This is a genomic window from Paenibacillus sp. NPDC058177 (assembly GCF_042883835.1).
Classification (GTDB): Bacteria; Bacillota; Bacilli; order Paenibacillales; family Paenibacillaceae; genus Paenibacillus_AQ; species Paenibacillus_AQ agri.
On the sequence record NZ_JBHVVB010000001.1, the window covers coordinates 89,121 to 115,532 of the forward strand.

20 protein-coding genes are annotated in these 26,412 nt (G+C 48.9%); 17 read left to right on the forward strand and 3 right to left on the reverse strand.

Annotation, left to right across the window (positions count from 1 at the left end; all coding sequences use genetic code 11):
* Window position 1: 1 nt before the first annotated feature.
* The 6 genes from ACFVU8_RS00390 to hmpA all read left to right on the forward strand — a co-directional run bounded on the left by ACFVU8_RS00390 (window position 2) and on the right by hmpA (window position 8,838).
* Window positions 2-1,828: a sensor histidine kinase gene (locus ACFVU8_RS00390; RefSeq protein WP_387425431.1), complete on the forward strand. Its 1,827-nt coding sequence runs from the start codon at window positions 2-4 to the stop codon at window positions 1,826-1,828.
* A complete protein-coding gene (locus ACFVU8_RS00395) occupies window positions 1,825-2,850 on the forward strand; it encodes a substrate-binding domain-containing protein (RefSeq protein WP_379464655.1) in 1,026 nt (341 codons plus the stop codon). The genes ACFVU8_RS00390 and ACFVU8_RS00395 overlap by 4 nt, the downstream gene beginning before the upstream one ends.
* A 310-nt stretch (window positions 2,851-3,160) precedes the next feature.
* Entirely contained in the window at window positions 3,161-4,246 is a 1,086-nt protein-coding gene (locus ACFVU8_RS00400; protein WP_379464654.1) for a galactose ABC transporter substrate-binding protein, read from the forward strand.
* 139 nt (window positions 4,247-4,385) lie between these two features.
* A complete protein-coding gene (locus ACFVU8_RS00405; RefSeq protein WP_379464653.1) occupies window positions 4,386-5,897 on the forward strand; it encodes a sugar ABC transporter ATP-binding protein in 1,512 nt (503 codons plus the stop codon).
* Between the two features lie 253 nt (window positions 5,898-6,150).
* Window positions 6,151-7,158: a galactose/methyl galactoside ABC transporter permease MglC gene (gene mglC, locus ACFVU8_RS00410; RefSeq protein WP_175373613.1), complete on the forward strand. Its 1,008-nt coding sequence runs from the start codon at window positions 6,151-6,153 to the stop codon at window positions 7,156-7,158.
* 420 nt (window positions 7,159-7,578) lie between these two features.
* Complete coding sequence (gene hmpA, locus ACFVU8_RS00415; RefSeq protein ID WP_387425433.1) at window positions 7,579-8,838, forward strand: NO-inducible flavohemoprotein; 1,260 nt, start codon at window positions 7,579-7,581, stop codon at window positions 8,836-8,838.
* Here hmpA and ACFVU8_RS00420 read toward each other — a convergent pair.
* On the reverse strand, window positions 8,835-9,356 hold the full coding sequence (locus tag ACFVU8_RS00420; RefSeq protein WP_379464651.1) for a Crp/Fnr family transcriptional regulator: 522 nt from the start codon (window positions 9,354-9,356) through the stop codon (window positions 8,835-8,837). The genes hmpA and ACFVU8_RS00420 overlap by 4 nt on opposite strands.
* Before the next feature lie 197 nt (window positions 9,357-9,553).
* Between ACFVU8_RS00420 and ACFVU8_RS00425 the strand changes: the two genes are divergently transcribed.
* From ACFVU8_RS00425 to ACFVU8_RS00465, 9 genes are all read left to right on the forward strand, one after another.
* Entirely contained in the window at window positions 9,554-10,063 is a 510-nt protein-coding gene (locus tag ACFVU8_RS00425; protein ID WP_387425435.1) for a GNAT family N-acetyltransferase, read from the forward strand.
* 649 nt (window positions 10,064-10,712) lie between these two features.
* Entirely contained in the window at window positions 10,713-12,677 is a 1,965-nt protein-coding gene (locus ACFVU8_RS00430) for a WG repeat-containing protein (protein WP_379464649.1), read from the forward strand.
* 216 nt (window positions 12,678-12,893) lie between these two features.
* Complete coding sequence (locus ACFVU8_RS00435; RefSeq protein WP_379464648.1) at window positions 12,894-13,643, forward strand: CAP domain-containing protein; 750 nt, start codon at window positions 12,894-12,896, stop codon at window positions 13,641-13,643.
* A 203-nt stretch (window positions 13,644-13,846) separates the two neighbouring features.
* Window positions 13,847-14,782, forward strand: coding sequence for a GDSL-type esterase/lipase family protein (locus ACFVU8_RS00440; protein ID WP_379464647.1), 936 nt, complete (start codon window positions 13,847-13,849; stop codon window positions 14,780-14,782).
* Window positions 14,783-14,862: 80 nt separating this feature from the next.
* Complete coding sequence (locus ACFVU8_RS00445) at window positions 14,863-15,831, forward strand: ABC transporter ATP-binding protein (RefSeq protein ID WP_379464754.1); 969 nt, start codon at window positions 14,863-14,865, stop codon at window positions 15,829-15,831.
* Window positions 15,824-16,813 (forward strand): ABC transporter permease, encoded by a 990-nt coding sequence (locus tag ACFVU8_RS00450; protein ID WP_175373606.1) that lies wholly within the window; start codon window positions 15,824-15,826, stop codon window positions 16,811-16,813. The genes ACFVU8_RS00445 and ACFVU8_RS00450 overlap by 8 nt, the downstream gene beginning before the upstream one ends.
* 73 nt (window positions 16,814-16,886) lie before the next feature.
* Window positions 16,887-18,869, forward strand: coding sequence for a DNA topoisomerase IV subunit B (gene parE / locus ACFVU8_RS00455; RefSeq protein ID WP_175373605.1), 1,983 nt, complete (start codon window positions 16,887-16,889; stop codon window positions 18,867-18,869).
* A 28-nt stretch (window positions 18,870-18,897) separates the two neighbouring features.
* The gene (gyrA, locus tag ACFVU8_RS00460; protein ID WP_387425437.1) at window positions 18,898-21,339 is read left to right on the forward strand and encodes a DNA gyrase subunit A; all 2,442 of its coding nucleotides are present in this window, start codon (window positions 18,898-18,900) and stop codon (window positions 21,337-21,339) included.
* A gap of 409 nt (window positions 21,340-21,748) precedes the next feature.
* A complete protein-coding gene (locus ACFVU8_RS00465; RefSeq protein WP_175373603.1) occupies window positions 21,749-22,192 on the forward strand; it encodes a MarR family winged helix-turn-helix transcriptional regulator in 444 nt (147 codons plus the stop codon).
* 969 nt (window positions 22,193-23,161) lie between these two features.
* On the opposite strand, the gene ACFVU8_RS00470 is transcribed toward ACFVU8_RS00465, so the two are convergent.
* Together ACFVU8_RS00470 and ACFVU8_RS00475 are read right to left on the reverse strand one after the other, a co-directional pair.
* On the reverse strand, window positions 23,162-23,908 hold the full coding sequence (locus tag ACFVU8_RS00470) for an RluA family pseudouridine synthase (RefSeq protein ID WP_379464644.1): 747 nt from the start codon (window positions 23,906-23,908) through the stop codon (window positions 23,162-23,164).
* Window positions 23,909-23,911: 3 nt separating this feature from the next.
* Window positions 23,912-24,775 (reverse strand): class I SAM-dependent methyltransferase, encoded by an 864-nt coding sequence (locus tag ACFVU8_RS00475; protein ID WP_379464643.1) that lies wholly within the window; start codon window positions 24,773-24,775, stop codon window positions 23,912-23,914.
* Between the two features lie 131 nt (window positions 24,776-24,906).
* Here ACFVU8_RS00475 and ACFVU8_RS00480 point away from each other — a divergent pair, with 131 nt between their 5' ends.
* Both ACFVU8_RS00480 and ACFVU8_RS00485 read left to right on the forward strand, forming a co-directional pair.
* Window positions 24,907-25,815 (forward strand): helix-turn-helix domain-containing protein, encoded by a 909-nt coding sequence (locus ACFVU8_RS00480; RefSeq protein ID WP_387425438.1) that lies wholly within the window; start codon window positions 24,907-24,909, stop codon window positions 25,813-25,815.
* Between the two features lie 101 nt (window positions 25,816-25,916).
* Window positions 25,917-26,282 carry a VOC family protein gene (locus tag ACFVU8_RS00485; protein ID WP_387425439.1) on the forward strand — a complete coding sequence of 122 codons (366 nt, stop codon included), beginning with the start codon at window positions 25,917-25,919 and terminating at the stop codon, window positions 26,280-26,282.
* Window positions 26,283-26,412: the final 130 nt, after the last annotated feature.

Here is a 26,412-nt window from a genome sequence, read left to right on the forward strand (position 1 = left end):
CATGTGCAGGGAGAAACCATATTTCTTCCCGCTGCGTCCGCAGCGGCCCTTAGGAGGCACGATTAAATTATCCTCCAAGCTGCGCAGTATCCAGTTGATCATTACGGTTACATTTACTTTCGTTGCGGTGCTTGTTGCCATCCTCGTCAGCTTTATGCTGTACAACAAGTTCGCCAAGACCGCAGAAGAGAATGCCAATCTGAACATGCAGCAGATCATCGAGCAGGTGAATTACAACCTGGAGTTGTACGCCAAGGGGATGCGCAATATTTATGAGAAGGCAGAGGCGCAGATCACGCTGACGCCGGATATTGGCGCCCCCATGCTCAAGGAGCGAATGTCCACGCTACTGGAATCCCGGGAAGATCTGGTCTCTGTCGCTTTGTTTACACCTCAGGGTGAACTGGTCCTGAATGTACCGGGGCTTGAAATGCGCCACAATACGCAGCTTGAGAACCAGAGCTGGTATACATCGCCCCGCCGGACCTCAGAAATCTCTTTCTCGGCCCCTCACATCCAGAATCTCTTCAAGAGCAAATACACATGGGTCGTGTCCATGAGCAAGCTTATACAATACCGTGAAGCCGGAGTGCTCAAGACGGGGAACCTTCTGATTGATTTTAACTTCGGCACGATTGATGAACTCAGCAAGCAGGTCAAGCTTGGTAAAAGAGGCTATGCCTACATTCTGGATTCCCTCGGCAATATTGTGTATCACCCGCAGCAGCAGCTAATCTATGCGGGACTGAAATATGAGAATGTGGAACCTGTTCTGGAGTATGCTTACCGAAGCTATCTGGATGAATCTACTGGTGAGAAACGTTTTATTACTGTGCGTACACTGGCCGAGACGGGATGGAAAATAGTCGGGGTGGCTTATTATGACGAGATTGTGACCACGAAGCGGGACCTGAATCAGTTCCTGTCCTGGTTCCTGGCTGTTGTAATCCTATGTGTGATCATCGTCTCGGTCCTGCTGTCTGCCCGGATTTCCAGCCCGATCCGCAAGCTGGAGCGTACGGTCAAGCAGGTGGGGGAAGGTGATCTCAATACCCCTATCAATGTCAGCGGGGCCTATGAGGTGGAGCAGTTATCCAAGCGCTTTAATCTTATGCTTCAGCGTATCCGCCAGTTGATGGAACAGATCATTTACGAGCAGGAAACGAAGCGTAAGGGCGAGCTTGAAGTGCTGCAATCCCAGATCAACCCGCACTTTTTGTACAATACATTGAATTCAGTCATTCGGCTTGCGGAACGGGGAAAGACCGACGAGGTCGTCACGATGATTCATTCCCTCTCGAAGTTTTTTCGCATCAGTCTTAGCAAAGGTAAGAATATCATTACCGTTCAAGAGGAACTGGACCACATCCGTCATTATTTGGTGATCCAAAGCTTTCGCTTCAAGAACAAATTCAAGTACGAGATTCACGCCCAGGATGAGGTATTGCAATGCCAGACCATCAAGCTCATATTGCAGCCCATTGTAGAAAATGCCCTGTACCATGGAATAGAAATGATGCCAGACGAGGGATTGATCTCTATTCGGGCAGAGCTGCAGAACAAGCTGATTGTCATTACTATCATGGACAACGGCCTCGGCATGTCTAAAGAGACGCTAAGTACGATTTTGACGGGTGTATGTAAGTCCGGGACTGGATCGGGTGTTGGGGTGCGAAATGTGAATGAGCGGATCAAGCTCTATTACGGGCGTGAATTCGGCATTTCCTTTGAAAGCGCCATAGAGGAAGGCACTACAGTTACGCTTACTTTCCCTGCGCTGGTGTCTCAAGAACTCGATGAAGAAAAGGAGGGGGGAGCTCAGGAATGATGAACAAACGCTTTTGGCTGATCCTATTCTGCTGTGCTGCGGCAGGGTTCGCGCTCAATTCCTGCATAAGTTCGCCTCCTGATTACATCAGCACAGCCAAGACCCGGAGTGTCCATATGATTGTCAAAATGAGCAGGGGCGATTACTGGAATACCGTGAAGCTGGGAGCAGAGGCAGCGGCCCAGGAGTTCAACGTCAAGCTGACGTTTAAAGCCCCGGATTCGGAGAGTGACGTCGACGAACAGATCGCGATGGTGGAAGACGCAATTGACGAAAAAGCAGACGTGATCGTACTGGCGGCCAGCAGTTACATGGGGCTTGCGCAGGTAGTGGATAAGGCAGCGGTTTTTAACAAAATCCCCGTGATTTCGGTGGATGCTGAGGTGGGATCAGCCAGAGTCTCCACTTATATTGGCTCTAACGGATATGAGGCTGGACAAAAATCGGCTGAGCGCCTGATCAAGCTGCTGGACGCACATGGAGAGATTGGCATCATCAACTTTACGAGTTCAACCGAGAATGCCCAATCGGTGTCGTCGACCGCGATAGATTATGGGGCCAGGGATGCAGATGAACGGGAAAAGGGTTTTCTGAACTACGCTGCCCGCTATCCCGATATCCATGTTGTCGAGATTGCTTATACGCCCTCCAATATTGCCAATGCAGAGGAATTGACCAGACAAATGCTGAACCAGCACCCCAGATTGAGAGGGATAGCTACCTTGAATGAAACAGGTTCACAGGGAGCGGCCAAGGCGATACAGCAGTTGGGACTGAAGGAGATCAGAATGGTGGCCTTTGACAGCTCTCCTTCGATGATGGAGCTGCTTCAGGACGGAACGGTCCAGGCTACGGTAGTGCAGAATCCATTCAGCAACGGGTATTTGGCCATTAAGCACGCTGTGGAAATTCTTGAAGGTATCAAAGTCCCGGAACGGGTGGATACAGGAACCAAAATCATAGATTTGGACAACATGCTATGGCCGGAGAACCAGAAGCTGTTGTTCCCTTTTGTAAGATAATCAGGCTGGTAGCCGGTGCGCATGAATGAGGAGGGCAGGATTCCCCGAAATGTGGTCACCGGCTTTTTTATGTGCAGACAGATGGCGGGAAATCTTATATCACCAAAACAGGAAGGTGAAGTTCTCCTAGCGCCAAGGGATAAACTTAGTGGACGTAATATAAGAATAAGGAACCCTTTTGTACATGAGAATTTTTATAAAACAGAGTAGTATTTTATATTCGCAACCGTTTTCAAATGAAGCATAATGTAGATATTCCCAGAGTGAGCGGGGAAAATGAAAAAGAAATTAATCAGGAGGTCAATGAATAATGAAAAAAATCACTTCCGTATTACTGGCCAGCGCATTGCTGGGTGCTGCTCTTGCAGGCTGCGGCGGCAATAATAATTCTGCTAGTACAACTAACTCCGGGGCCGGTACCACTAACACAACAAATTCCGGTAACAGCGGAGGAAAAAGCACGGAAACGCCTAAGGTCGGCGTAGCCATTTACAAATTCGATGACACATTCATGACGGGCGTCCGTAACGCGATTCAAAAATCGGCTGAAGGCATCGCCACTGTGGATATTGTAGACAGCCAAAACTCCCAGCCTACCCAGAATGATAAGGTTGACCTCTTCATCACCAAAAAATATAACGGCATGCTGATCAACCCGGTTGACCGCACTGCTGCCGGCGTCATTATCGATAAAGCTAAAACAGCAAATATTCCAGTTGTGTTCCTGAACCGTGAACCGCTTCCGGAAGATATGAAGAAATGGGACAAAGTCTACTATGTAGGCGCTAAAGCCGAAGAATCCGGTACGATGTCCGGCCAACTGATCGTTGACTACTGGAAAGCACACCCTGAGGCTGACAAGAACGGCGATGGCGTGCTCCAATACGTAATGCTTAAAGGTGAGCCTGGACACCAAGATGCTGAGCTCCGTACTACTTACTCCATTCAAGCTGTAGAAGATGCTGGCATTAAGGTTGAAAAGCTGGCTGAAGATACTGCGATGTGGGATCGCGTAAAAGGCCAGGAGAAAATGGCTGCATTCCTCGGTTCCCATGGCGACAAGATTGAAGCTGTGTTCGCGAACAACGATGACATGGCTCTCGGGGCTATCGAAGCGTTGAAAGCTGCCGGTTACTTCTCTGGGGATAAATACATGCCGGTAGTCGGCGTGGATGCTACAGCTCCTGCGGTTCAAGCTCTGCAAGATGGCACGATGCTCGGTACCGTTCTGAACGATGCCAACAACCAAGGTAAAGCTGCGATCACTGTAGCTTCACTGCTTGCCAAAGGCGAAACACCAACGAAAGACAATGTTGGCTTTGACATCACTGACAACCAGTATGTCTGGATCTCCTACAAGAAGATCACCAAAGACAACGTTGCGGATGCGAAGTAATCATTCTATTAGTAACATTCTTAAAAAGATAGACACGGGGAGCGGCTATCCGCTCCCTGATATTCCTTACGGGTAGGGAACAGGATGGAACCGCTGTGCCTCTCATGGAAAAGAAAAAAAGCGTAGGGGGCGTAACAACATGGCTCAAGCCGAGTTTTTGCTGGAAATGAACAATATCTCGAAAGAGTTCCCCGGCGTCAAGGCGCTGGATGATGTCAGCTTGAAGGTTAGACCAGGATCGGTTCATGCTCTGATGGGTGAGAACGGTGCTGGTAAATCTACATTAATGAAATGTCTCTTCGGAATCTACGCGCCGGATGCCGGTGAAATCTATCTGGATGGCGACAAGGTCTCCATCACAAGCTCCAACGATGCGCTTAAAAATGGAATCTCAATGATTCACCAGGAATTGCATCCTGTGCCGTTCCGCAGTGTGATGGAGAACATCTGGCTGGGACGTTTTCCGACCAAAGGCATCGGACCGATTCAATTCATTGACCACAAAAAGATGTTTACGGATACAGAGAATCTTTTTAAAGATCTGGACATTGACCTGAAGCCCGAGACTTTGGTGGGTAAATTGTCCGTATCCAAAATCCAATCCATTGAAATCGCGAAGGCCGTCTCTTTCCATTCCCGCGTCATTGTGATGGATGAACCTACTTCGTCCCTGACCAGTGTGGAAGTGGAGCACTTGTTCCGGATCATCCGGGATTTGAAAAAAAGAGGCGTAGCTATTATCTATATATCGCACAAAATGGAGGAAATTCTCGAGATCTCCGATGATGTCACCATCATGCGCGACGGTAAAAAGATTGGTACCTGGCCGGCCGCGGAGATGACCACCGATTTGATTATCTCCAAAATGGTAGGCCGTGATTTGACCAACCGCTTCCCTGAGCGCTTCAATGTGCCGGGTGAAGTCTATTTGAAAGTGGAGAGCTTGACCTCAACGGAACAACGCTCGTTCAAGGACATCTCTTTTGAATTGCGGCGCGGTGAAATTCTGGGAATCGGCGGTCTCGTCGGGGCGCAGCGTACGGAAGTTATTGAAGCACTGTTCGGTCTTCGTAATATCAGATCAGGTTCCATTTCGATCAAGGGAAAGCAAGTCAAGATCAACTCGCCTAAAGATGCGAAGAAACATGGCCTTGCACTGTTGACGGAGGAACGGCGTGTTACGGGGATTTTCCCGGTATTATCTGTGCATGAGAACGGAGCCATTGCCAACCTTGACCGTTATCAGAAGCCTTATATGCTGCTGAACGGGAAGAAGAAAAAAGCAGAAGTCGACAAAATGATCGAAAAACTCCGTACCAAAACACCGACGACCAAGACCCAAATTATGAACCTGTCCGGCGGCAATCAGCAAAAGGTATTGCTGGCCAGATGGCTGCTCACCGAACCGGAAGTTCTGCTTCTGGATGAGCCGACACGGGGGATCGACGTAGGTGCAAAGTTCGAAATTTATACGATCATCGCGGATTTGGCGAAGCAGGGCAAGAGCATCATTATGATTTCCTCAGAAATGCCAGAGCTGCTGGGCATGTCCGACCGGGTTATGGTCATGTCTGAAGGGAAACTGACAGGGATATTAGAAGGCGAGCAAGCTACGGAAACGGAAGTTATGCGCCTCGCCGCACAGCACTAGAATAGGAACAAGTTTAGCTTGTGAAAAGAAATAAACTTCCTATAACAAGGTATTTGTTGAGGTTGGAATTCAACTTCTAGTAACTGATTTATGCTTATCATAAAAACAATTATTCGCATAACAAGGTAATTATTACGGTTTTGGTTGTGCTGTGCGTAACAGATTATGCTTACGATGAGAGTTACGCTGCGCGTAACAGATTATGCTTACGATGGGAGTTACGCTACGCGTAACTTTAAGGAGGAACATACTAATGAACGTTAAAAAAGCTCAGTCCTTTGTCACCCAAAATGCCATCTACATCGTATTGGTGTTGCTTATTTTGGGAATAGCACTGTATGAACCAAGTTTCATTTCTGTGAATACTCTGCGTGACATTATGATTCAATCATCCACACGGATTATCATCGCGCTTGGCGTTGCTTTCATTCTGATTACAGCGGGTACGGACTTGTCCGCCGGACGGGTTGTTGGTTTCACGGCGGTGATTTCTGCTTCGATGCTGCAGATTCCCGATTATTCACGTCGCTTCTTCCCCGATCTACCGCAACTGAATGTACTGCTTCCTATTGTGATCGCTATCATCGCAGGTCTTATCTGTGGACTCATAAATGGTCTGGTTGTCTCCAAGCTCAGTGTACCACCGTTTATCGCAACACTAGGTACAATGGTTATCGTGTACGGTCTTAACTCCCTGTACTTTGATATGGAGCCCAACCAGTCCCAGCCAATCGGCGGTCTGCGTCCCGACTTCACCAAAATTGGTTCCGGCTTCTTTGGAAGCGGTCAATATTCGATACCGTTTATTGTCATCATAGCCCTCGTCGTCGCAGCCATAGTCTGGGTAGTCTTTAACAAAACCAAACTTGGCAAGAACATGTACGCTATCGGGGGTAACATTCAAGCGGCAAAAGTATCCGGTATTGACGTATCCAAGAACTTGATCTACATCTACGCAATTGCAGGTGCCCTCTACGGTCTGGCAGGTGTCCTTGAAGCTGCAAGAACAGGCGGCGCTACCAACAACTATGGCAACATGTATGAACTTGACGCCATCGCAGCCTGCGTAGTCGGCGGTGTATCTACAACGGGCGGTATCGGTACCGTGCCGGGCGTTCTGGTTGGGGTTATCATCTTCACCCTGATCAACTACGGTTTGACCTTTATCGGCATCAGCCCGTACTACCAGCTGATTATCAAAGGTTTGATTATTATCGCGGCAGTGGCGTTTGATATGCGGAAGTATTCATCTAAAAGATAGTCGGGCTTGAGGATAACGTTGTGACTGCGGGGAATGCTTGGACTTTCGGCCGTTGTTGTCTCCAGATTTCTCCGGATTTCAACCGCTGAGCGCGGTTGAAATCCGGAGACAGCTTATGCTTCCGATGCTAGCTTTCCTGCGGAAAGCTTTTAGCGGACGCTGTCGCTCCTACAGTTCCAAGCTTCCCCTTCGTCACGCCTCGATCCTCTCGCTGAGGGGCAGTTCAGCAAAAAGCGTTTGCTATTTCTCGCAAACGCTTTTTGGTATATCGATTGCTTCGCTCCGAAATGAACAATTATGATAGCCATCAAATTCACTTCACAAATCGTTACGAAATGATGTGACTTTAATCACACTGATAGGGGCTTTTCTTTTCATATACTTGACATATTCCAAGTAGATGAAAGCGAGGACTGCTTTATGCTTAGCGAAAAAACAATAAAAATCATACAATCTACGGTTCCGGTTCTAGAAATACACGGGACGGAAATTACCAAGCGGTTCTATCAATTGTTGTTCAGTAGCCATCCTGAACTATTGAATATTTTCAATCACGCGAATCAAAGCCAGGGTAGACAGCAAACAGCCCTTGCCAACGCAATAATCGCCGCGGCTAAACATATCGACAAACTGGAATCGATACTCCCGGTAGTGAAACAGATTGCCCACAAGCATCGCAGTCTTGGCGTGCAAGCAGAGCATTACCCTATTGTTGGACAAAACTTGCTTACAGCAATTAAATATGTTCTAGGTGATGGCGCGACGGAGGAAATTCTTCAGGCCTGGGGAGAGGCATATGGAGTCATTGCGGGTGTCTTTATTGAGGTAGAAGCCGAAATGTACGGGCAGGCACAACAACAGCATGGAGGATGGACAGACTTCAGAGCCTTCCGGGTGGAACAAAAAGTGAAAGAGAGTGGCGTTATCACCTCCTTTTATCTAGTACCGCAGGATGGAGGAGAACTAGCCTCCTTTGAGCCGGGACAGTACGTTAGTGTAAAAGTGGAAATCCCAGGTGAGATAAATACACATATTCGTCAGTACAGTCTTTCCGACGCCCCGGGTAAACCGTACTACAGAATTTCCGTTAAGCGTGAGGATGCGGGGGCTGGTTGGCCAGCGGGGAAAGTCTCGGTGTTCTTACATGATCAGGTCAAGACGGGAGATGTGTTATGGTTGTCGGCGCCTGCAGGCGAATTTACACTGGATCAAAAGGATTCCCGTCCGGTCGTGCTCATAAGCGGGGGCGTGGGATTAACACCACTCGTCAGCATGCTAAATACTTTGGCTACTGCGAAGACGGAGCGTCAAGTCACTGTTATCCACGCCGCTTTGAATAGTGATGTGCATGCGCTCAGACGACAGGTAGAGGAGCTCTCCGAGCGCTCTCAGAACATCCATACCTATTTTTGCTATGAAAAGCCGACTGCCCAGGATAGAGAGCAGAAGGCTTATGATAAAGAGGGATATATCGACTTGCCTTGGTTGAAGCAGGTAGTTCCTACCCAAGACGCGAGCTTTTATTTTTGCGGGCCCGTTCCGTTTATGCGAACTGTAAATGGCCTGTTGAAGGCCTGGGGTGTCCCTGCTGCAGATGTTCATTATGAGTTTTTTGGACCTGCCGGCAGCTTGGAAGGGGATGCAGACAGCTCCAAAGAGGACGTTTCCCTACAGCGTTAATTGGTGGAATGAGACTCTGATTTCATCTGGCTGCGCAGCAGGCGGTTAATCGTCTCACGGCGAAGCCCGATGAATTGGCCGATCTCATCTTGTGTTAGTACATCGGTTAGCGTGGCTGGAGATATATAGACTTGGAACCATGATTGCAATTTCTGAAGTTTTTCCGCGGGAGAGACGGTGGTAAGCTGATCTATTCGCTGCTGCATGATCCGCAGCCTATCCTGCAATTGAATAGCAATTTCCCGATAGCGGTCAGGGTTTTGTTCCAAGTGCTGATACCACTCTATTTCGGGCAAAACTTCAATTTCACAAGTGACAAGCGCAATGGCTGTACCGTAATATGGGTTCGAACTGATCAGCGAGTGATGCGGGATGATTTCTCCCGGCACGATGAGATTGACCAAAATCTGTGATCCATCTTGATGGAGCCGCACGATTTTTAACATGCCACTTTTCAAGTGATACAGTGGTCCGGAGTCGCCTTGCCTGAATAATGTTTCACCTTTATGTAATATCATAATTAACCTCCGTAAAGATAAAGAAGCGAAAATCGGTATAACTGATTTTCGCTTGTATTCTTTTTTAACAGTATAACAGGTTTGAAAGCATCGGGTTCGTTCTGAGTGAAAGAGGAGTTAGAACGCTAAGGTGGAAATGATATACACCTGAACTTTCAATCAGGCATAATTTTGCTTAATCTGGAGGAACGTATGCTATGAAACTACCTGTCCAAATTCGCCACATGTCGGAGGACGATATCAATCTGGTCTATCAAGGCTTGTCTGGCCATGACATTCAAAAGCCACTGGAATATATTCAACAATGCTGGGAAGAGAATGAGAAGGGGGAGAGGGTTACCCTTTTGGCCTTTTATGAAAATGAACTTGCCGGATGGGGACATCTCGTATTTAATCCGCATTATACATATTTTGTTGAAGAGGGTATCCCTGAAATTCAAAACCTTGATGTTATTCCACCGCTCCGCAAGCGAGGCATAGGAGGCTTGTTGATAGATGCGCTCGAAGAGCAAGCTTTTGCCAAGTCGGATAAGGTGGGGATTGGTTTTGGTCTATACGCGGACTATGGAACCGCACAAAGGTTATATGTGAAGCGTGGATATATCCCTGATGGTAGAGGAATTATGTACGACAACGTACCAGTAGAGCCTGGCCGTCAAGTGCGTGTGGATGATGATTTGATCTTGTTTTTAATAAAATCAAAATGAAATATATAAGACGAACAAAAGAAAACAAAAAGCGTAGATGAGCGAAGGGGAAGTTTGGAGGAAGTTTGGAACTGTAGGCGCAAAGCACTCGCCTGAAAGCATTCCATAGGAAAACTAGTACCGGAACATAGATTGTCGACAGATTTCAACCTCTAGAAGCTGAAATTCCCCTTCACCATCGTCTTTACAGTGAAAAAAAGGGGTACATCCTCAACTAACGGCATTTTTGTACCTTATTTTTCTTCATTATAGGCAAATGAGGGAAATAAGGGCGTTTTTGTATCTTATTTTTCGAAAAATCACGCTGAACAGGGTATTCTGGAAGATTTAAGGTACAATATTGCACTTAATCTCCATTAACCCCTACTTGCAGAGGATTTAAGGTACAAAAATGCCGTTAATTACACTTCGATCCTTTTTATATAAGCCCTTTTTTTCTTGGTTATGCTTGTTTCTTTAATGCATTCTACATAGATGGCGGTTCAATCCAGAAATGTGAAAACAACAGCGATCGAAGTAACCTCCCGTTCACGGAGCGTCCACCCAGCCGCCCAGCCGCCCAGCCTACTTCCATACGATTAAATGACACACAAACGCCCGCACTCCCATATCCTATAGGCAAATGCCTGTGTTAAAGGGGAGCGACTGAATGCTGAGGATCAAGCTGAATGAGCTGAGGGGCGGCGGGAACGAAGGCAGCTTCATAAAGGCCGATGTGTGGAAATGGGACGGGATTGAGTGGAGCGAGTATATCGTTCAGCAGGAAGAAGAGTTTATTCGGGCGGATGATGACCTGTTCGTTAGTCTTCCGGCTGAACCGGGATTGTACCGTGTGGACTATTCCAGCAAGTCCTTAGAGGCTCCGTTTGAGCAGACTCAGGCGGAGATCAAGGATCATCGGACGACATCCTTGCATCCGGCTCCTTTCAAGCTGAAAGAGGGGACACTTTGGGGGTATATCAACGACGAAGGAACTACAGTGATTGAGCCCCGGTATGAGTATGCGGAGGATTTTCAGCCGAATGGGCTGGCTGTGGTGCAGTTGAAAGGTAACAGCGGGCTGATTGACAATACAGGACAAGAGCGGGTGAAGCCGGTTTATTCTTTTATCGGGCCTTTTTTAGAGGGCCGGGCCGTCGTCTCCGATGCGAAAGGGTATACCTTTATTGATGAGCAAGGTCATGAAGTGACTTCGGCGCGGGTGGATTATCTGAATTCGCTGCATGAAGGCCGTGCTCTTTTTTCTAAACAGGGGTCAGGCCAGGCATCACGTTACGGCTATTGGGATCGTCAGGGCAAAGAGGTGCTCCCTGCGGTCTATGAGGATGCGAGCGATTTTATGAACGGGACCGCGCTGGTAAAGATCGCAGATGGTGAATACGCGCTCATTGATCCCGATGGACATCGTCTTTACACGTATAAACATCCTTTTGTAGGCAGCCTAGGGGAGGGACTGCTGTCCTATCAGGAGACGGAGAACGGCAGATACGGGTATCTGAACAAGGACGGAAGCGTGGCTATTCAGCCGCAATTTACGGCTGCACTGCCCTTTTACGAGGGCCGGGCGGTAGTGAATACGGCAGAGAACTTCGGTAATGCGTACGGTCTCATTGACAAGCAGGGACGAATGATAATCCCGGCCAAGTATTATGAGCTCCAGCAGCTTGGAGAGGGCCGGGTTGCATTAGGAACGCCGATATATCCCTCACAGCCATATCGTGGTTCCCGCTACGTGATTGCGGACGCAGAGAATGGCCGGATACTTAGTACTCATACCCTGCTCGGCGTGAATAATTACCATGAGGGTCTGGCCTCCGTCTATGACGCCAAAGAAACCTATTTTATTGATAAAAGTGGCAGGAGGGCAGCTCAGCCTCCGGTCATTCCAGGCACGGGAACCCTCAGCTTCAGCGGGCGCCTGATTCGGGCGAATATTGATCAGCGTACATCCTATTATGACCGCAGCGGCAAACAAGTTTGGCGGCAGAACGGCGTTATTCCCCTGCGTGCCCCATACTCTGTACTTGAGAAGAAATATAAGCCGAATTTTGATTATCTGGTGTATTATCCGGTTGTGGAGGGGATCTCCAATAAGGATGTGGCCAGGGAGGTTAACGATAAGCTGCGGAAGCTTTCGAAGGCGGAAGATATCGGCAGTGGCGGTCCCTCGCAGGATTTTAGTTATACCGGTGACTTTGCGGTAACCTTTTTCCGCAAAAATCTGCTGGTGCTTGAGCTGAACGGCTACCGTTTCCCTTTCGGAGCAGCCCACGGCATGCCGACCAAGATCCATACCCATATCAATCTGCGCAACGGCAGATTTTATACATTGCGTGACTTGTTTAAGCCGGGGAGCAAATATGTAGAGAAACTGAGTGATATTGTCGGAAAACAGATACAAAATGACCCGCAGTACTCGTATGTGTTCCCTGGAACGTACAAGGGGATTACTGCCGACCAGCCGTTCTTTGTAGATGAGGATGCGCTGTCCCTTTATTTTGCACCTTATGAGATTGCTCCTTATTCTGCAGGATTTCCAACCTTCCGTATTCCCTATGCAGAGATCATGGGGCTGATTTCGACAGAAGGCGAATTCTGGCAGTCCTTTCATTGAGATCTTGCAACCCTCGAATGCTCGCTAATCAGGCGTGCATTCTTTTTTTATGCCCAGACATACTTCCTATCGCTCGAATATTGTCAGAAATTAGAAACGCACAGCAAAGTGATGTGTGCTACAATGACTGAGGAACTTATTACAGTTTTGTAATTATTGCAGCCACGTTGTCCTGGCATACCGCAAATCACAACACAAGAATAGGGAGATGGCAGAATGAAGAGCAGAACTTTAAGAGCAATGATAGGCGGAAGTGTAGCAGCTGTTATGGCGCTTAGCATTACTCTTCCATTAACGGCCAATGCGGCCAGCAGTGTACAGGTGACTACCACCACCTCAACCATCAGCTATGATGAACTATTGAAATACCTTAGCAATTTAAATATAAAAGGCTTTCCTTTTAATTTTGACAATGTTACCGGGGTGTCCAAGCCTCAAACGACACCAGCGCCTGTAGCGACGCCAGCACCAGCTAAACCTGTGGTAACTCCAAAACCGGTTAAACCAGTAGCAACACCAGCGCCTACAGCACCACCGAAAGCTACCCCGGTTCCAGCTAAGCCAGTGCCAACTCAGGCACCAGCTGCGGGACAAGCAGGTACGTATACCCAGCAAATTGTGACACTCGTGAACAAGGAGCGTGCGGCGGCAGGTCTGTCTCCAGTAAGTGCTCTGGATAGCTTGAATAAAGTAGCAGCGGCAAAAGCAACGGATATGCGGTCAAATAACTATTTCGATCATACTTCTCCAACTTATGGATCACCATTTGATATGATGAAATCCTTCGGAATTACGTACAGAGCGGCAGGCGAGAACATCGCCATGGGTCAACGCTCTCCGGAAGAAGTAATGACAGCCTGGATGAACAGCCCGGGTCACCGTGCTAACATCCTGAACAAGGATTTTAACTACATCGGTGTTGGTTTTGACAACAACTACTGGGTGCAGGAGTTTATCGGAAAATAGAATGTTAGGTCTAGCACTATATGCATCGTTCTCCCGGCAGAGCCGGGGGGACGATTTTTTTTATGGTTTTGGTCTAAATTGGCGGTTTTTTGTATGCTGTATATTTGCAAATTATGCATAGAAGAATTATGTTTATCTACATAGTTAAGAACTTTGTAAAATGTGGAACAATACAGAATAGTACGGCATACGGAGGGATAGCTTTGAATGATTCCAAATGGACCTGGCGCAGTGTAAGCCTGATCTCCATAGCAACAACTCTTGTTTTGATCACTGGATTTGGATATGCAGTAAGTGACGTCCTCTTTCCAAAGGGTGATATACCGTTGACTTCCTTGCCACAGGCGACGCCTGCACCCGAGAATGGGGCAGTGAAGTCCTTTAAAGTGGTAGCTCTGGGGGATTCTCTGGCCAAGGGAACCGGGGACAACACAGGGAACGGTTATGTGAAGAATACCGTAGCAGGGTTGGCTGCAAGTGGAGTGTCGGCTGAGTTACTTGGCAATATGGGGATTAACGGGCTGACAACAGCCGGGCTGCAAAATAAACTTAAGGACGCTGGCATACAGTATTCACTGCGCCAGGCTAATGTGATCCTGCTCTCCATCGGAGGCAATGATCTGTTTCGGGGAGCCGATCTGCTGCAAAATGGCGGCGCCGGGAATACTCCGGCCGGATCTTCCGTAGGGACTACGGGGGAAACGGGAACAGGGACGAAGCCGGGCACTGCTGAAGGAAATCACTCAGGCACAGGAACAACACCCGGTGCTTCCGGGGAAAAAGAAACGAACGACTTGACTCCTGAGTCGCTGCTCGCTGCGCTGCCGGAAGCTGCCGAGAGACTCGGTAAGATTTTGAACACTATATCAGAGATTAACCCGGCAGCACGAATCTATTATGTGGGTCTGTACAATCCGTTCGGCGATGTTCAAGAAATGCTGGTTCCGGGTAATCAGGCGGTAACGGCCTGGAACAATGCTGCTATGGATATCATTAACCGGAATAGCAAGATCACGCTTGTTCCTACCTTTGACCTGTTTAACAACCATTTGGACAAATATCTGTCCTCGGACCATTTTCACCCCAACAGTGACGGATACAAGCGGATCGGGGAGCGGATTGTACAAGCTATTCAATAAAGTAGTTAAACCTTGGGTATAGCACATGAAGCAAGACCGAAATGATGTAATAAGGAGCAGTGTGGCATATGGCAAAAGAGATGAAGGATGGCTCCGGAACAGTGGTTCTCTCGGTTGACGGGGTCCGCAAGAAAATCGGCCGCAAATGGATTATCGATAATGTGACTTTTGATGTGCGCGAAGGTGAAATTTTCGGTTTTCTCGGACCTAACGGAGCCGGGAAAACGACAACCATCCGCATGCTTGTAGATTTGATCCGTCCCAGCGAGGGCAAGATCACGGTTTGCGGCTACAACGTGAATAAAGACCCGGAGAAGGCGCTGCAATATGTGGGCTCCATCGTCGAGAATCCGGAAGTATATACTTATCTGACAGGTTGGGAGAACTTGCAGCATTTTGCCCGGATGCAGCCTGGAGTAGATGAGGCCCGTATTGCCGAGGTAGTAGACACCGTTCGGCTGGATCAGCGTATTCATGATAAGGTCAGTACATATTCGCTTGGGATGAGACAACGTCTCGGAATTGCACAGGCGCTGCTGGGACGTCCAAGGCTGTTGATTCTGGACGAACCGACCAACGGACTGGACCCCAAGGGAATCAAGGAACTACGGGAATTCATCCGCAACCTTGCCGACGGGGGCCTCGCAGTATTCGTATCCAGCCACCTTCTCAGCGAGATTCAATTGCTGTGCGACCGGGTTGCCATTATCAGCAAGGGCCGTGTGCTTGCAGTGGGCGGAGTGGATGAACTGGTTGCCCGCAACTCCCCATACGTCTTGTGGGAGCTGGAGCCTTTTGACAAAGGAAGAAAGCTGCTGGCCGAACGGCCAGATGTCATATTGGCTGATCCTGCAGAAATTACGCTGGATGACAGTGTGATTGCAGGCATGGGGCCAAACTCATTGATTACGATTATGGATGACAGTCTGATCCCGGAGATTGTGGCTGTGCTTGTCATGGCTGAAGTGGAAGTCCGGGGCGTGCATAAAATCAACCCGACACTGGAACAGCTATTCCTGAAACTGACGGAGGGTGAGACCATTGATTAACCTGTTGCCGCTCATCCGTAATGAGTGTCTGAAGATTATTAAAAAGAAGCGTTTTTATGTCATTTTGTTGATTCTGATCGTGCTCGTGCCGATGTTTACTTATGCTCAAATGCGGATTGCTGAACGCAGCCGTGATAAGTTCAATTCGGACTGGCGGCTGGAAATCCAGCAGCAGATTACAGACAATGAAAACTCCCTTGGAAGTGACCGGATTCCGGAGGAGTGGAAATCGTACCGGCGAATCTTTGTGCAGCAATTGCAGTATTATCTGGACCATAATGTGAATCCGAACGAGCCGAGTGGTGTGACGTTTACCCGTCAATTTCTTGACAATTCGGTGTCGTTGTTCATTCCTTTGCTGATTATGGCGATAGCGTCAGATCTTGTATCGGGTGAAAGGACTACAGGAACGATTAAAATGCTGCTGACCCGTCCGGTCAGACGCTGGAAGGTCCTTTTCAGTAAAATGACGGCGCTTTTAATGTTCGTCTCGCTGATCGTACTGTCGACCTTTATCATCAGTTACCTGATTTCAGGTCTGGTGTTCGGGTTCAAGGGTTTTAACGTGCCTGTCTTTACGGGCTTCCAGATTAGCGGCGATACGGTAGACATGTCAGGCGTCCATGCAGTACCGCAGTGGAAATATTTGCTGATGCAGGGTGGATTGATTTGGTACGTCAGTGTAGTTGTTGCGCTGCTGGCCTTCATGGTCTCCGTGCTTGTGAGAAGTACGGCGGCTAGTATTGTCGTGATGATGGCAGCGCTGATCGCAGGGACCATCCTGACGAACATGGCTTCTGCCTGGACGACAGCCAAATACTTGTTTATGGTCAATCTAGGACTAACAGGATATTTGTCCGGAACACCGGCGCCGATTGAGGGGATGAGCCTGTCCTTTTCCTTGATTGTGCTTGCTATTTGGGCCGCTGTTTCTGTGATCATTTCATTCGCCGTCTTTACGAAACGGGATATTTTGAATTAGAATGTACAAAGTGAACGAAAACGTTTGTTTGCATTTACAGGTTAAAGTGAAGTGAAGAGAAGGAGGAGCATGAATGCTCGAACAGATCGATATGTTTGCAAAAGTCTCCAGTGAAGGCGGAACAGGCCCGACTGGATATGATGCTGACGACATTCAGGTGCTCGAAGGTCTGGTTGCGGTCCGCAAACGGCCCGGCATGTATATCGGCAGTACGAGTTCGTCGGGACTGCACCATCTGGTATGGGAAATAGTGGATAATGCCGTAGATGAGCATTTAGCCAAATTTTGTTCCAAGATTGAGATTACCCTGCGCAAGGACGGCTCGGTAACCGTAACGGATAATGGACGGGGCATACCGACAGGAATGCATAAAACAGGTGTGCCCACACCTCAGGTCGTATTTACAATGCTGCATGCGGGGGGCAAGTTCGGTGGATCCGGGTATAAGAAATCGGGCGGACTGCACGGCGTTGGCGCCTCAGTAACGAATGCATTGTCAGAATGGCTGGAAGTGGAGATCTACCGGGATGGTAAAATCCATCGTCAGCGCTTTGAATATTGGGTGGACGACAGCGGCAAGGAGCATGTCGGTGAGCCGGTGACCGGCCTCGACATTCTGGGCAATACGAACAGAACCGGTTCGAAGATTACATTCAAGCCGGATATTCGTGTCTTCCAGCACGGCATTGCCCTGAATTATGATACGCTCTCCGAGCGGGTACAGGAAATTGCTTTCCTGAACTCCGGGCTAAGAATTATATTGACGGACGAACGCAGCGGTCGCCAGGATGAATTTTTCTACGAAGGCGGCGCTAGTCAATTTGTGCAATACCTGAACGAAGGCAAGGATGTACTGCATGATGTCATCCATTTTAGTGCCGAGAAGGATGATATTGAGGTCGAAATTGCGATTCAATATAATGCAGGCTATACAGAAACTATTGCCTCCTTTGTTAACTCGATTCCGACTCGGAGCGGGGGAACGCATGAGACTGGCTTTAAGACAGCTTACACCCGGGTCATGAACGACTATGCCCGCCGCACGCAATTGCTCAAGGAGAAGGACAAGAATCTTGAGGGTAATGATTTGCGTGAAGGTATGATGGTTGTTATTAGCATCAAAATGGCTGAGGTAGAGTTTGTGGGCCAGACGAAGGACCAGCTCGGCAGTTCCTCGGCCCGTAGTGCAGTGGATTATATCGTTGCCGAGAACATGGCGCGTTTTCTGGAAGAGAACCCGCAGGTCGGACAGAGCTTGCTGAAAAAGTCGATTCAGGCCTCCAAGGCACGTGAAGCGGCGCGCAAAGCCCGTGACGAGATCCGCAGCGGCAAGAAACGTAGCGAGAGCTCCAATCTGGGTGGCAAGCTGACTCCGGCGCAATCCAAGGACTTTTCGCGGACCGAATTGTTTATTGTAGAGGGTGATTCTGCGGGCGGTTCGGCCAAGCAGGGCCGGGATTCCAAGATTCAGGCTATCCTTCCGCTGAAAGGCAAGCCGATGAATCCCGAGAAATCCAAGCTGTTGGATATTCTAAAGAACGACGAGTACAAAGCGATCATCGCCGCAATTGGAGCGGGGATTGGTACAGAGTTTGCGGTAGAAGACAGCAATTATTCCAAAATCATCATCATGACCGACGCGGATACGGATGGCGCGCATATCCAGGTACTGCTGCTAACCTTTTTCTACCGTTATATGAAGCCTTTGATTGACGCAGGCAAAGTCTTTATCGCCCAGCCTCCGCTCTACAAGCTGACCCGCAAATCCGGCAAGCTGGAGACTGTACGTTATGCCTGGACTGACGAGCAGCTGCAGAACTACTTGAAGGAATTCGGCAAAAATTTCGAGTTACAGCGTTACAAAGGTCTGGGGGAAATGAACCCTGACCAGCTGTGGGAAACGACGATGAATCCCGAATCCCGCACATTGCTGCAGGTACAAGTCGACGATACTGCCAAGGCTGAACGCCGGGTATCGACGCTGATGGGTGATAAGGTCGATCCGCGCAAGCGCTGGATTGTTGAGAACGTCGATTTCACCGAGATTGTGGAGTAGTAGATTGAGGAATAGAAGGTGAGTGCCAATGAGTAGTTTATCAGAACAATTTTTGCCGGCTATTCTGGAAGAGGTCGTCGGTGACCGCTTTGGCCGGTATTCCAAATATATCATTCAAGACCGTGCCATTCCCGATGTTCGGGACGGTCTGAAGCCGGTGCAGCGCCGTATCCTGTACGCGATGTACGATTCAGGCAATACACCAGACAAACCCTATCGTAAGTCTGCGAAGACTGTAGGGGATGTAATGGGTAACTATCACCCACACGGTGATTCATCCATCTACGAAGGCATGGTGCGCATGGCGCAGCCTTGGAAAATGGGGCATGTACTGGTGGACGGGCACGGCAACTGGGGTTCGATGGACGATGATCCGGCAGCGGCAATGCGCTATACCGAAGCCCGGCTGTCACCGATTGCCATGGAGATGATGCGTGACATTGAGAAGCGTACGGTACTCTTCAAGGACAACTTTGACAATACGGCTAAAGAGCCAGTAGTTGTTCCATCCCGTTATCCGAACCTGTTAGTGAACGGTACTAGCGGAATTTCTGCTGGTTTTGCAACCGAAATTCCGCCGCATAACCTGCGGGAAGTCATTGATGCCTGCATTGCGGTGATGCAAAAGCCGGATATCGCGCTTGAGGATGTTATGACCTTCATCAAAGGACCGGATTTCCCTACAGGCGGCACCATTATGGGCGGTGAAGGCATCATGGATGCCTACCGGACAGGCAAAGGCCGTATCTATCTTCGCTCCAAGACAGAGATTGAGAACCTGCGCGGGGGCAAGCAGCAGATTGTTATCACCGAGGTTCCATTCCAAGTGGTGAAGTCCCGGCTTGTTACAGCCATGGAAAATATCCGTCTGGAGAAAAAGGTCGAGGGCATCGCTGAAGTCCGCGACGAAAGTGGTCGCGAAGGTCTGCGGATCGTGGTCGAGCTGAAGAAGGATGCGGATGCTCAGGGGATTCTGGCTTATTTGCTTAAGAAAACTGATTTGCAGGTTACCTACAATTTTAATATGGTGGCCATCGTAGATAAAGCGCCACAGCAGCTCGGACTTAAAGCCATTTTAGAAGCTTATATCGGTCATCAACGCGAGGTAGTTACGCACCGGACCCAGTTTGATCTGGAACGCGCCGAGGACCGTGCCCATGTATTAGAGGGACTGGTTAAGGCGCTTAATATTCTGGATGAGGTTATCGCCGCGATCAAAGCATCGAAGAACCGCCAAGACGCCCAGAACAACCTGGTCTGGATGTTCGGCTTCACTGAACGTCAGGCAGATGCCATTCTTACGCTCCAATTATATCGTCTGACCAATCTGGAGATCACATCGCTCCAGAAGGAGCTTGATGAGTTGCAGGCACGGATTGAGAAGCTGCGCGGCATTCTGGAGAGCGACAAGAAGCTGATCGCCGTGATCCGCAAGGAGCTGCTGGAGATCCGGGATAAATACGGCATCGACCGCCGTTCCATTATTCAGGAAGAAGTAGAGGAGATCAAGGTCAGTCTTGAGGTCCTGGTTAACGCGGAGGATGTACTGGTAGCCCTTTCGGCGGACGGTTACATCAAGCGGACCAGCCTGTTGTCCTTTACCCGCTCAGGCGGGGAACGTCAGACCTCCGGCGTCAAGGAAGGCGATCATATCGTCAAGCTGCTGGATTTGAACACAAGGGATAACCTGCTCATCTTCACCCGTAAAGGGCAATACTTCCTCTTGCCGGTGCACCAGATTCCAGACTTTAAGTGGAAAGAGCCGGGGACGGCTATTGTCAATGTTATCGGGCTCGCCAAGGGCGATGGTATCGTCAGTGTGTTGCCTGTGAATAACCTGGATGATCCGCTGACCAGTCTCGTCTTCGTTACCCGTAAGGGCCAGGTGAAGCGTACGGAGCTCAAGGAGTACTCTACAAGCCGTTCCGGCGCGGTTGCCGCATGCAAGGTAGGTGCAGGTGATGAAATCCTTACAGTGGCTCCTAGCCGGGGTGACAAGGAACTGGTGCTGGTCACCCGCGAGGGCATGAGCATTAGGTTCCGTGAGAATGAAGTGAATCCAATGGGCCGAGTCGCTTCTGGTGTACGGGGAATTCAACTGCGCGAAGGCGATGAAGTGGTGTCCTGCTTCTGGGTTAGTGAGGATGAAGGCGAGATTCTGACGATCTCCGACCTGGGGTATGCCAAGCGTTCCCTGCTGCTGGATTATCCGTCGCAAAGCCGTGGCGGCAAAGGCATGCCGACGTTTGAATTCAAGGAAGGCAAGCGTGTCCGTCCGAATGGCAGTCGCTTGGTCGGTGCTTTTTACTGTAAAGAACCAGTGGGACTACTTGCTATTACGCGTGACGGATTGTCACATGTCTTCTCCTCGGAATCAGCACCGCTGGGTGAACGGAAATCGACCGGCAAGCAGATTGTGCCTGTAGAGAAAAAGGATGAGATCTTCACCTTGTTCCCGGCCATACAATAATAGATTCATTTAGCTTAGGGATTGCAGGTGTGGAAATAAGTCTCTCCCGGGTGAACATAAAGGAAGATACGCTGATTTGATGGTGTATAGATTTGAACGCGTTGATTTGAAGATGCTTTGAAGATGCTTTGAAGATGCTTTGAAGATGCTTTGAAGATGCTTTGAAGATGCTCTGAAGATGCTTTGAAGATGCCATGACTTAAATATGCTTTGTTTTTTGGTGTCCGACTGCTTTCCTTAAGAAAGCGGTTGGGCACCATTTTTCTTAGAAAGAGGGTGGAAGTTGCGGTTGCTGGGATTATTTATTTTCCAAGTTAGCAGGAAATGGAATCTCTTTCTCGAAAATGTAATATAAACCGGTAGGGAAAACACCAGAACGACAGTAACGCAAGGAAAGGAAGGAATACGTGTGCACGCCACTGAATTCAGTAAGATATGGCATAAGATTCTGAAAGACTATAAGCTTCATATGGACAGCAAGCTCGCTCCGACGCTTACCGATGCCCAATTGACCGTACTGGAACTGCTTCAGGAACGTGATGCGATGAAGCCTTCCGATCTAGCTCCGCATCTGGCAACCAGCCCGGCGGCGGTGACCATGCTGCTGGACCGGATGGAGAAGCATGACCTTATCGCAAGAGAACGTGATGGAGGGGATCGCCGCATTGTCTGGGTCAGCATTACAGAGACAGGTAAGCGCGAGTCTGCACGAGGGCTGAAGATCCGCAGCGATTTTTTTGCCGAGGCCCTGGACCCGATCTCATCGCATAACCAGCAGCTACTCCTGTATCTGATGGGCAAAATGGTTGTCGCTCCAACCCCCGCCCCGACACCGGAGGGCTCCACTCCGTAACATCCCGAATTCATAGTTTGGCGAGTTCATTGTATCGCTCAAAGTGAATATGTTATTTGACAATGATCAAAGGAGCATCTTCGAAATAGTAAAGCACAGTAGCTGAGGGTTTCATGAGCTGAGGGTTGCATGAATTGAGAGTTTCATGAAGTGAAGTGAGGATGGCATGAACTGAGAGTCTCATGAACTTAAGGAATTCATGGCTGAGAAATCCATGTAACTTTCGAAGGGTATTAAAATAACGAGCACTTCAACATTTCGCAAGAACGTACTGTACTTGGAATGATGAATTCCAATAATTATCAGTCTTTTCTGCTGGCGGTTGTTTGTGGATGGAGATCAATGAAGTGAACCAAGACCAATGAAGTAAATCAAAGATCATTAACGGGAAAAACTCCTGTTAATGAAGCGATAATATAGTTATTTTAGAAAATAACAGGAAAAACTCCCGTTAATATGGCTGATAGACTGACTTATTGTGTCAAGTGAGGCTAATAACAGGAGAAAATCCTGTTATTTTTGCTGTGGGCATCGATTTGGATGAATTAACAGGAGAAAATCCTGTTAATGTTTCTCCTTTGGTTTACGGTACTAAGTTTAGTGAGAGTTGCAGCCTTGACAGGCTGCGCAATTAATGTAAGCGCTCAATAAAATTACTATCAGATCACTTTAACCTTACTCTGTCCTCACTGTAGGATCGATATAATCTCACGGTAACCTCGATAACTGGATTTCCAAGAAGCAGTAGCATCGTTAATAGTGGTGCTAGCAGTACCATCAGTAGCAGTGGTACATAGCAGAAGCAGCAATGGGTGCCAGCAGTAGCATTGGTATGAGCAGAAGCAGCAGTGGTACGTAGTGGTACATAGCAGTAGCATCGGCACCAGTATTACCAGCGGCATAGAATTAGCAGGGTACTAAACACTCAGATCGTCGCCGAGCATTAGCTTACAAAAAAACAGGCCCTCCTTAACGGACGGCCTGTTTTTGCAATTCCTGTGCCCAGAGGTTCCAAGGGAAGCTCTGTGGCGGTAAGGAGATTAGTTCGATTTCATCCTTTGTCACAGGATGCGGGAAGGCAACCACTGACGACCAGAGAGCAATCTGCTGCCCTGGCTTGTTCACGGCAGCGCCGTACTTCTGGTCGCCGTACAGCGGACAGCCGATCGAGCTGAGCTGGACGCGGATCTGATGCGAGCGTCCAGTGAGCAGGTCGATCTTTAGCAGGCTATAGCCCTCTGCGGTGCCGAGCACAGTATAGTCGAGGATGGCTTCTTTGCCCCCCGGTGTGCCTTTACGGACCACCGAGACGGTGTTGGTGGCAGAATCCTTAAGCAGCGTGTCCACGAGCCGTCCGCTAAGAGCCGGAGGCTTCCCATGCACCACCGTAAGGTACACCTTGCGGAAGCTGTGGGTACGAACGCTGTCCGACAATCTGGACGCGGCCTTGGAGGTCTTGGCGAAGATCATCGCGCCGCCAACAGGACGGTCCAGACGGTGAACTAGCCCCATATAGACGTTGCCTGGCTTGTTGAACCGCTTCTTGACATCTTCTTTAAGCAAGGTAAGCACATCGTTATCCCCAGTAGCGTCTTCCTGAACGGGGACGTTTACTGGTTTGACGATCCCTAGCAGATGGTTATCTTCATACAGGATCTCAAAAGCAGAGGAGACGCTGTTAGCGTCGTCCTGCCCGCCTTGTAAATGCGGGGCCATGGCTTAGGACTCCCAGCGGCCCAAGATGCCGCAAGGCAGGTTCAAGCCGGAGGAGGTAATCGGCAAGCCGATTTCACCGGAGGTGATTTTCCCGCCATAGCGTTGTCCCATCGTCATGGACAGCATGTTGCTTAGCACGGTCGGCGAGATACCTGTAGTGTAGGAATTAATGAGCATGAACAGCGGATTGTCGCTCAGAATCTGCATGCAGCTCTCCAGGAACGGATACAGACTCGATTCCAGCTTCCACATTTCACCGCCGGGTCCTCTTCCATAGGATGGCGGGTCCATGATAATGGCATCGTATTTGCTTCCACGGCGTTGTTCACGCTGTACGAATTTGAAGACGTCATCGGTAATGAAGCGAACCGGACGCTCGCCCAGGCCCGACAGCTGTACATTTTCCTTGGCCCATTGGACCATGCCTTTGGCTGCATCGACATGCACAACGGAAGCGCCGGCGCTGGCAGAAGCTACAGTAGCTCCACCGGTGTAGGCAAACAGGTTCAGCACCTGGATAGGTCGATTAGCCGATGAGATCTTGTCCATCATCCAGTTCCAGTTGGCAGCCTGCTCGGGGAACAATCCCGTATGTTTGAAGTTGGTAGGGCGCAGGTTAAACTTCAGATTCCCGTAGCTGATCCGCCAGTTGTCAGGAATGGTCTTCTTCATTTCCCATTGTCCGCCGCCTGCAGAGCTACGGTGATAGTGACCGTGCACATCCCGCCATCGTTGCGTTTCGTTGTTAAGCGGCCAGATGATCTGCGGGTCCGGACGGCGCAGTATCACATCGCCCCAGCGTTCCAGCTTTTCTCCCCCACCAGTATCAATGACTTCGTAGTCTTTCCAATCACTTGCTATATACATTTCTTTATCCATCCTTCAAAAATTCATTTAGCCTTTATTGTACAACATTTCGCCGCATAGCTACAAACAAATTGGCCTGAATTCCTCATGTATTTGCGGTTGTACGCTGGCGCCGGACAAGCGGGTTGTGTATGATCAGGTTAGATTATCCTGTTGCATCCCCTGCACAGACTATTACTCGGCTATCAGACCGGAAAGGAACGCCTATGTACAACCTCGCACAGCACTATCATCCGATCACGGCAACGCCGGCAATGAGCAATGAAATTCCACCTTCCAAGCTGCTGGCACCATACATACGTTGCTTCTGGGGCTCGGACGATATGTCAATGTCATGGACTCCAGCACCGTCTGCCGACTCTGAAATCATCATTCCTGATACATGTATGGATATCATATGGGATTTGGATGAAGATACGGGCCGAAGCAGCACGCTTTTTCATGGCATCAATGATGCGCCTTTCGCAGTACCGGCAGATCGGGTGACAGCGGGGTGTTCCAGGTTTGCGATCCGGTTTTACTTTTGGGGTGTGCATTATTTCGCCGACGATCATTTACGAGATGTTCTAAATGCCCATGTTGATGTCGAAGCTTACTTTGGCACCTTTAGACGCGAGCTGGGAGAGTTGTTGACCCATACAAGCACGATGCCAAGCAGGATAGCAGCTGCCGAAGCTTATTTGTTACGTAGGTTAGAGAATCGATGTAGGACGAATGACAACGTGATGAATGCCGTGAACACAATTCTTCAATCAAGAGGTGTCGTTACTGTTGAGGAGCTACAGAGAGGTTCAGGACTCAGCCAGCGCCAACTGGAGAGGTTATTCCGTGAATATATAGGGATTACTCCCAAGAAAACCGCGGATCTGGTCCGCTTTCAGAATACATGGCAGGAACTGTATCATCTGACTCGTGAAAAGCTCAATATGCAGGATCTTGTGTATGCGTACCGCTTCAGCGATCAATCTCATTTCAATAACAGTTTTAAAAAATATGCCGGAAGAACGCCCCTTGAGGCACTGGCTGCTGCCGGGCGGTAATGTCGTTTTTTTGCAATACTTCGCTGGGAGAATTGGTTACATTAGTGATGAGAGTACAAAAGAAGTCCATAGCATCAACACATATGAAAGGGGAATCTCTAATGATTTCAGCATTCGAAAGTATTAATATCTACACGAAAGACACTGCCGCATTGACGGCATTTTACCGCGATGTACTGGGTATTCCAGTACCCTTCGAGGGGTATGGCAATTTTGACGGAGCCAAAATCGCTTTTGACAGCAGCCAGCCAGGCATTATCGTCTGGGATGAGAACAAATGGGACAAGCTAACTACAGGGCAGGTCAATCTCGTATTTTCCTGTAGCAATCTTGACGAAACTTATGCCGAGCTGAAGTCCAGAGGGCTGGACTGTAAGCCTCCAGTTGTCATGGAATACGGTGGCAAGGAAATGAATTTCCGCGATCCGGATGGCAATAGCATCACCTTGCTAGAGGGTGCGTACTAACTTTCTTTTTAGGTCGGAATAACACCACCACTGAGTCTTGATAACAGGGTTATTTTTCAGAAAAATAAGAATGTCGGCTATTCTAACCAGAGATGTCTGGGGTGGAATGGCCGGCTTTTTTGGGATTCAG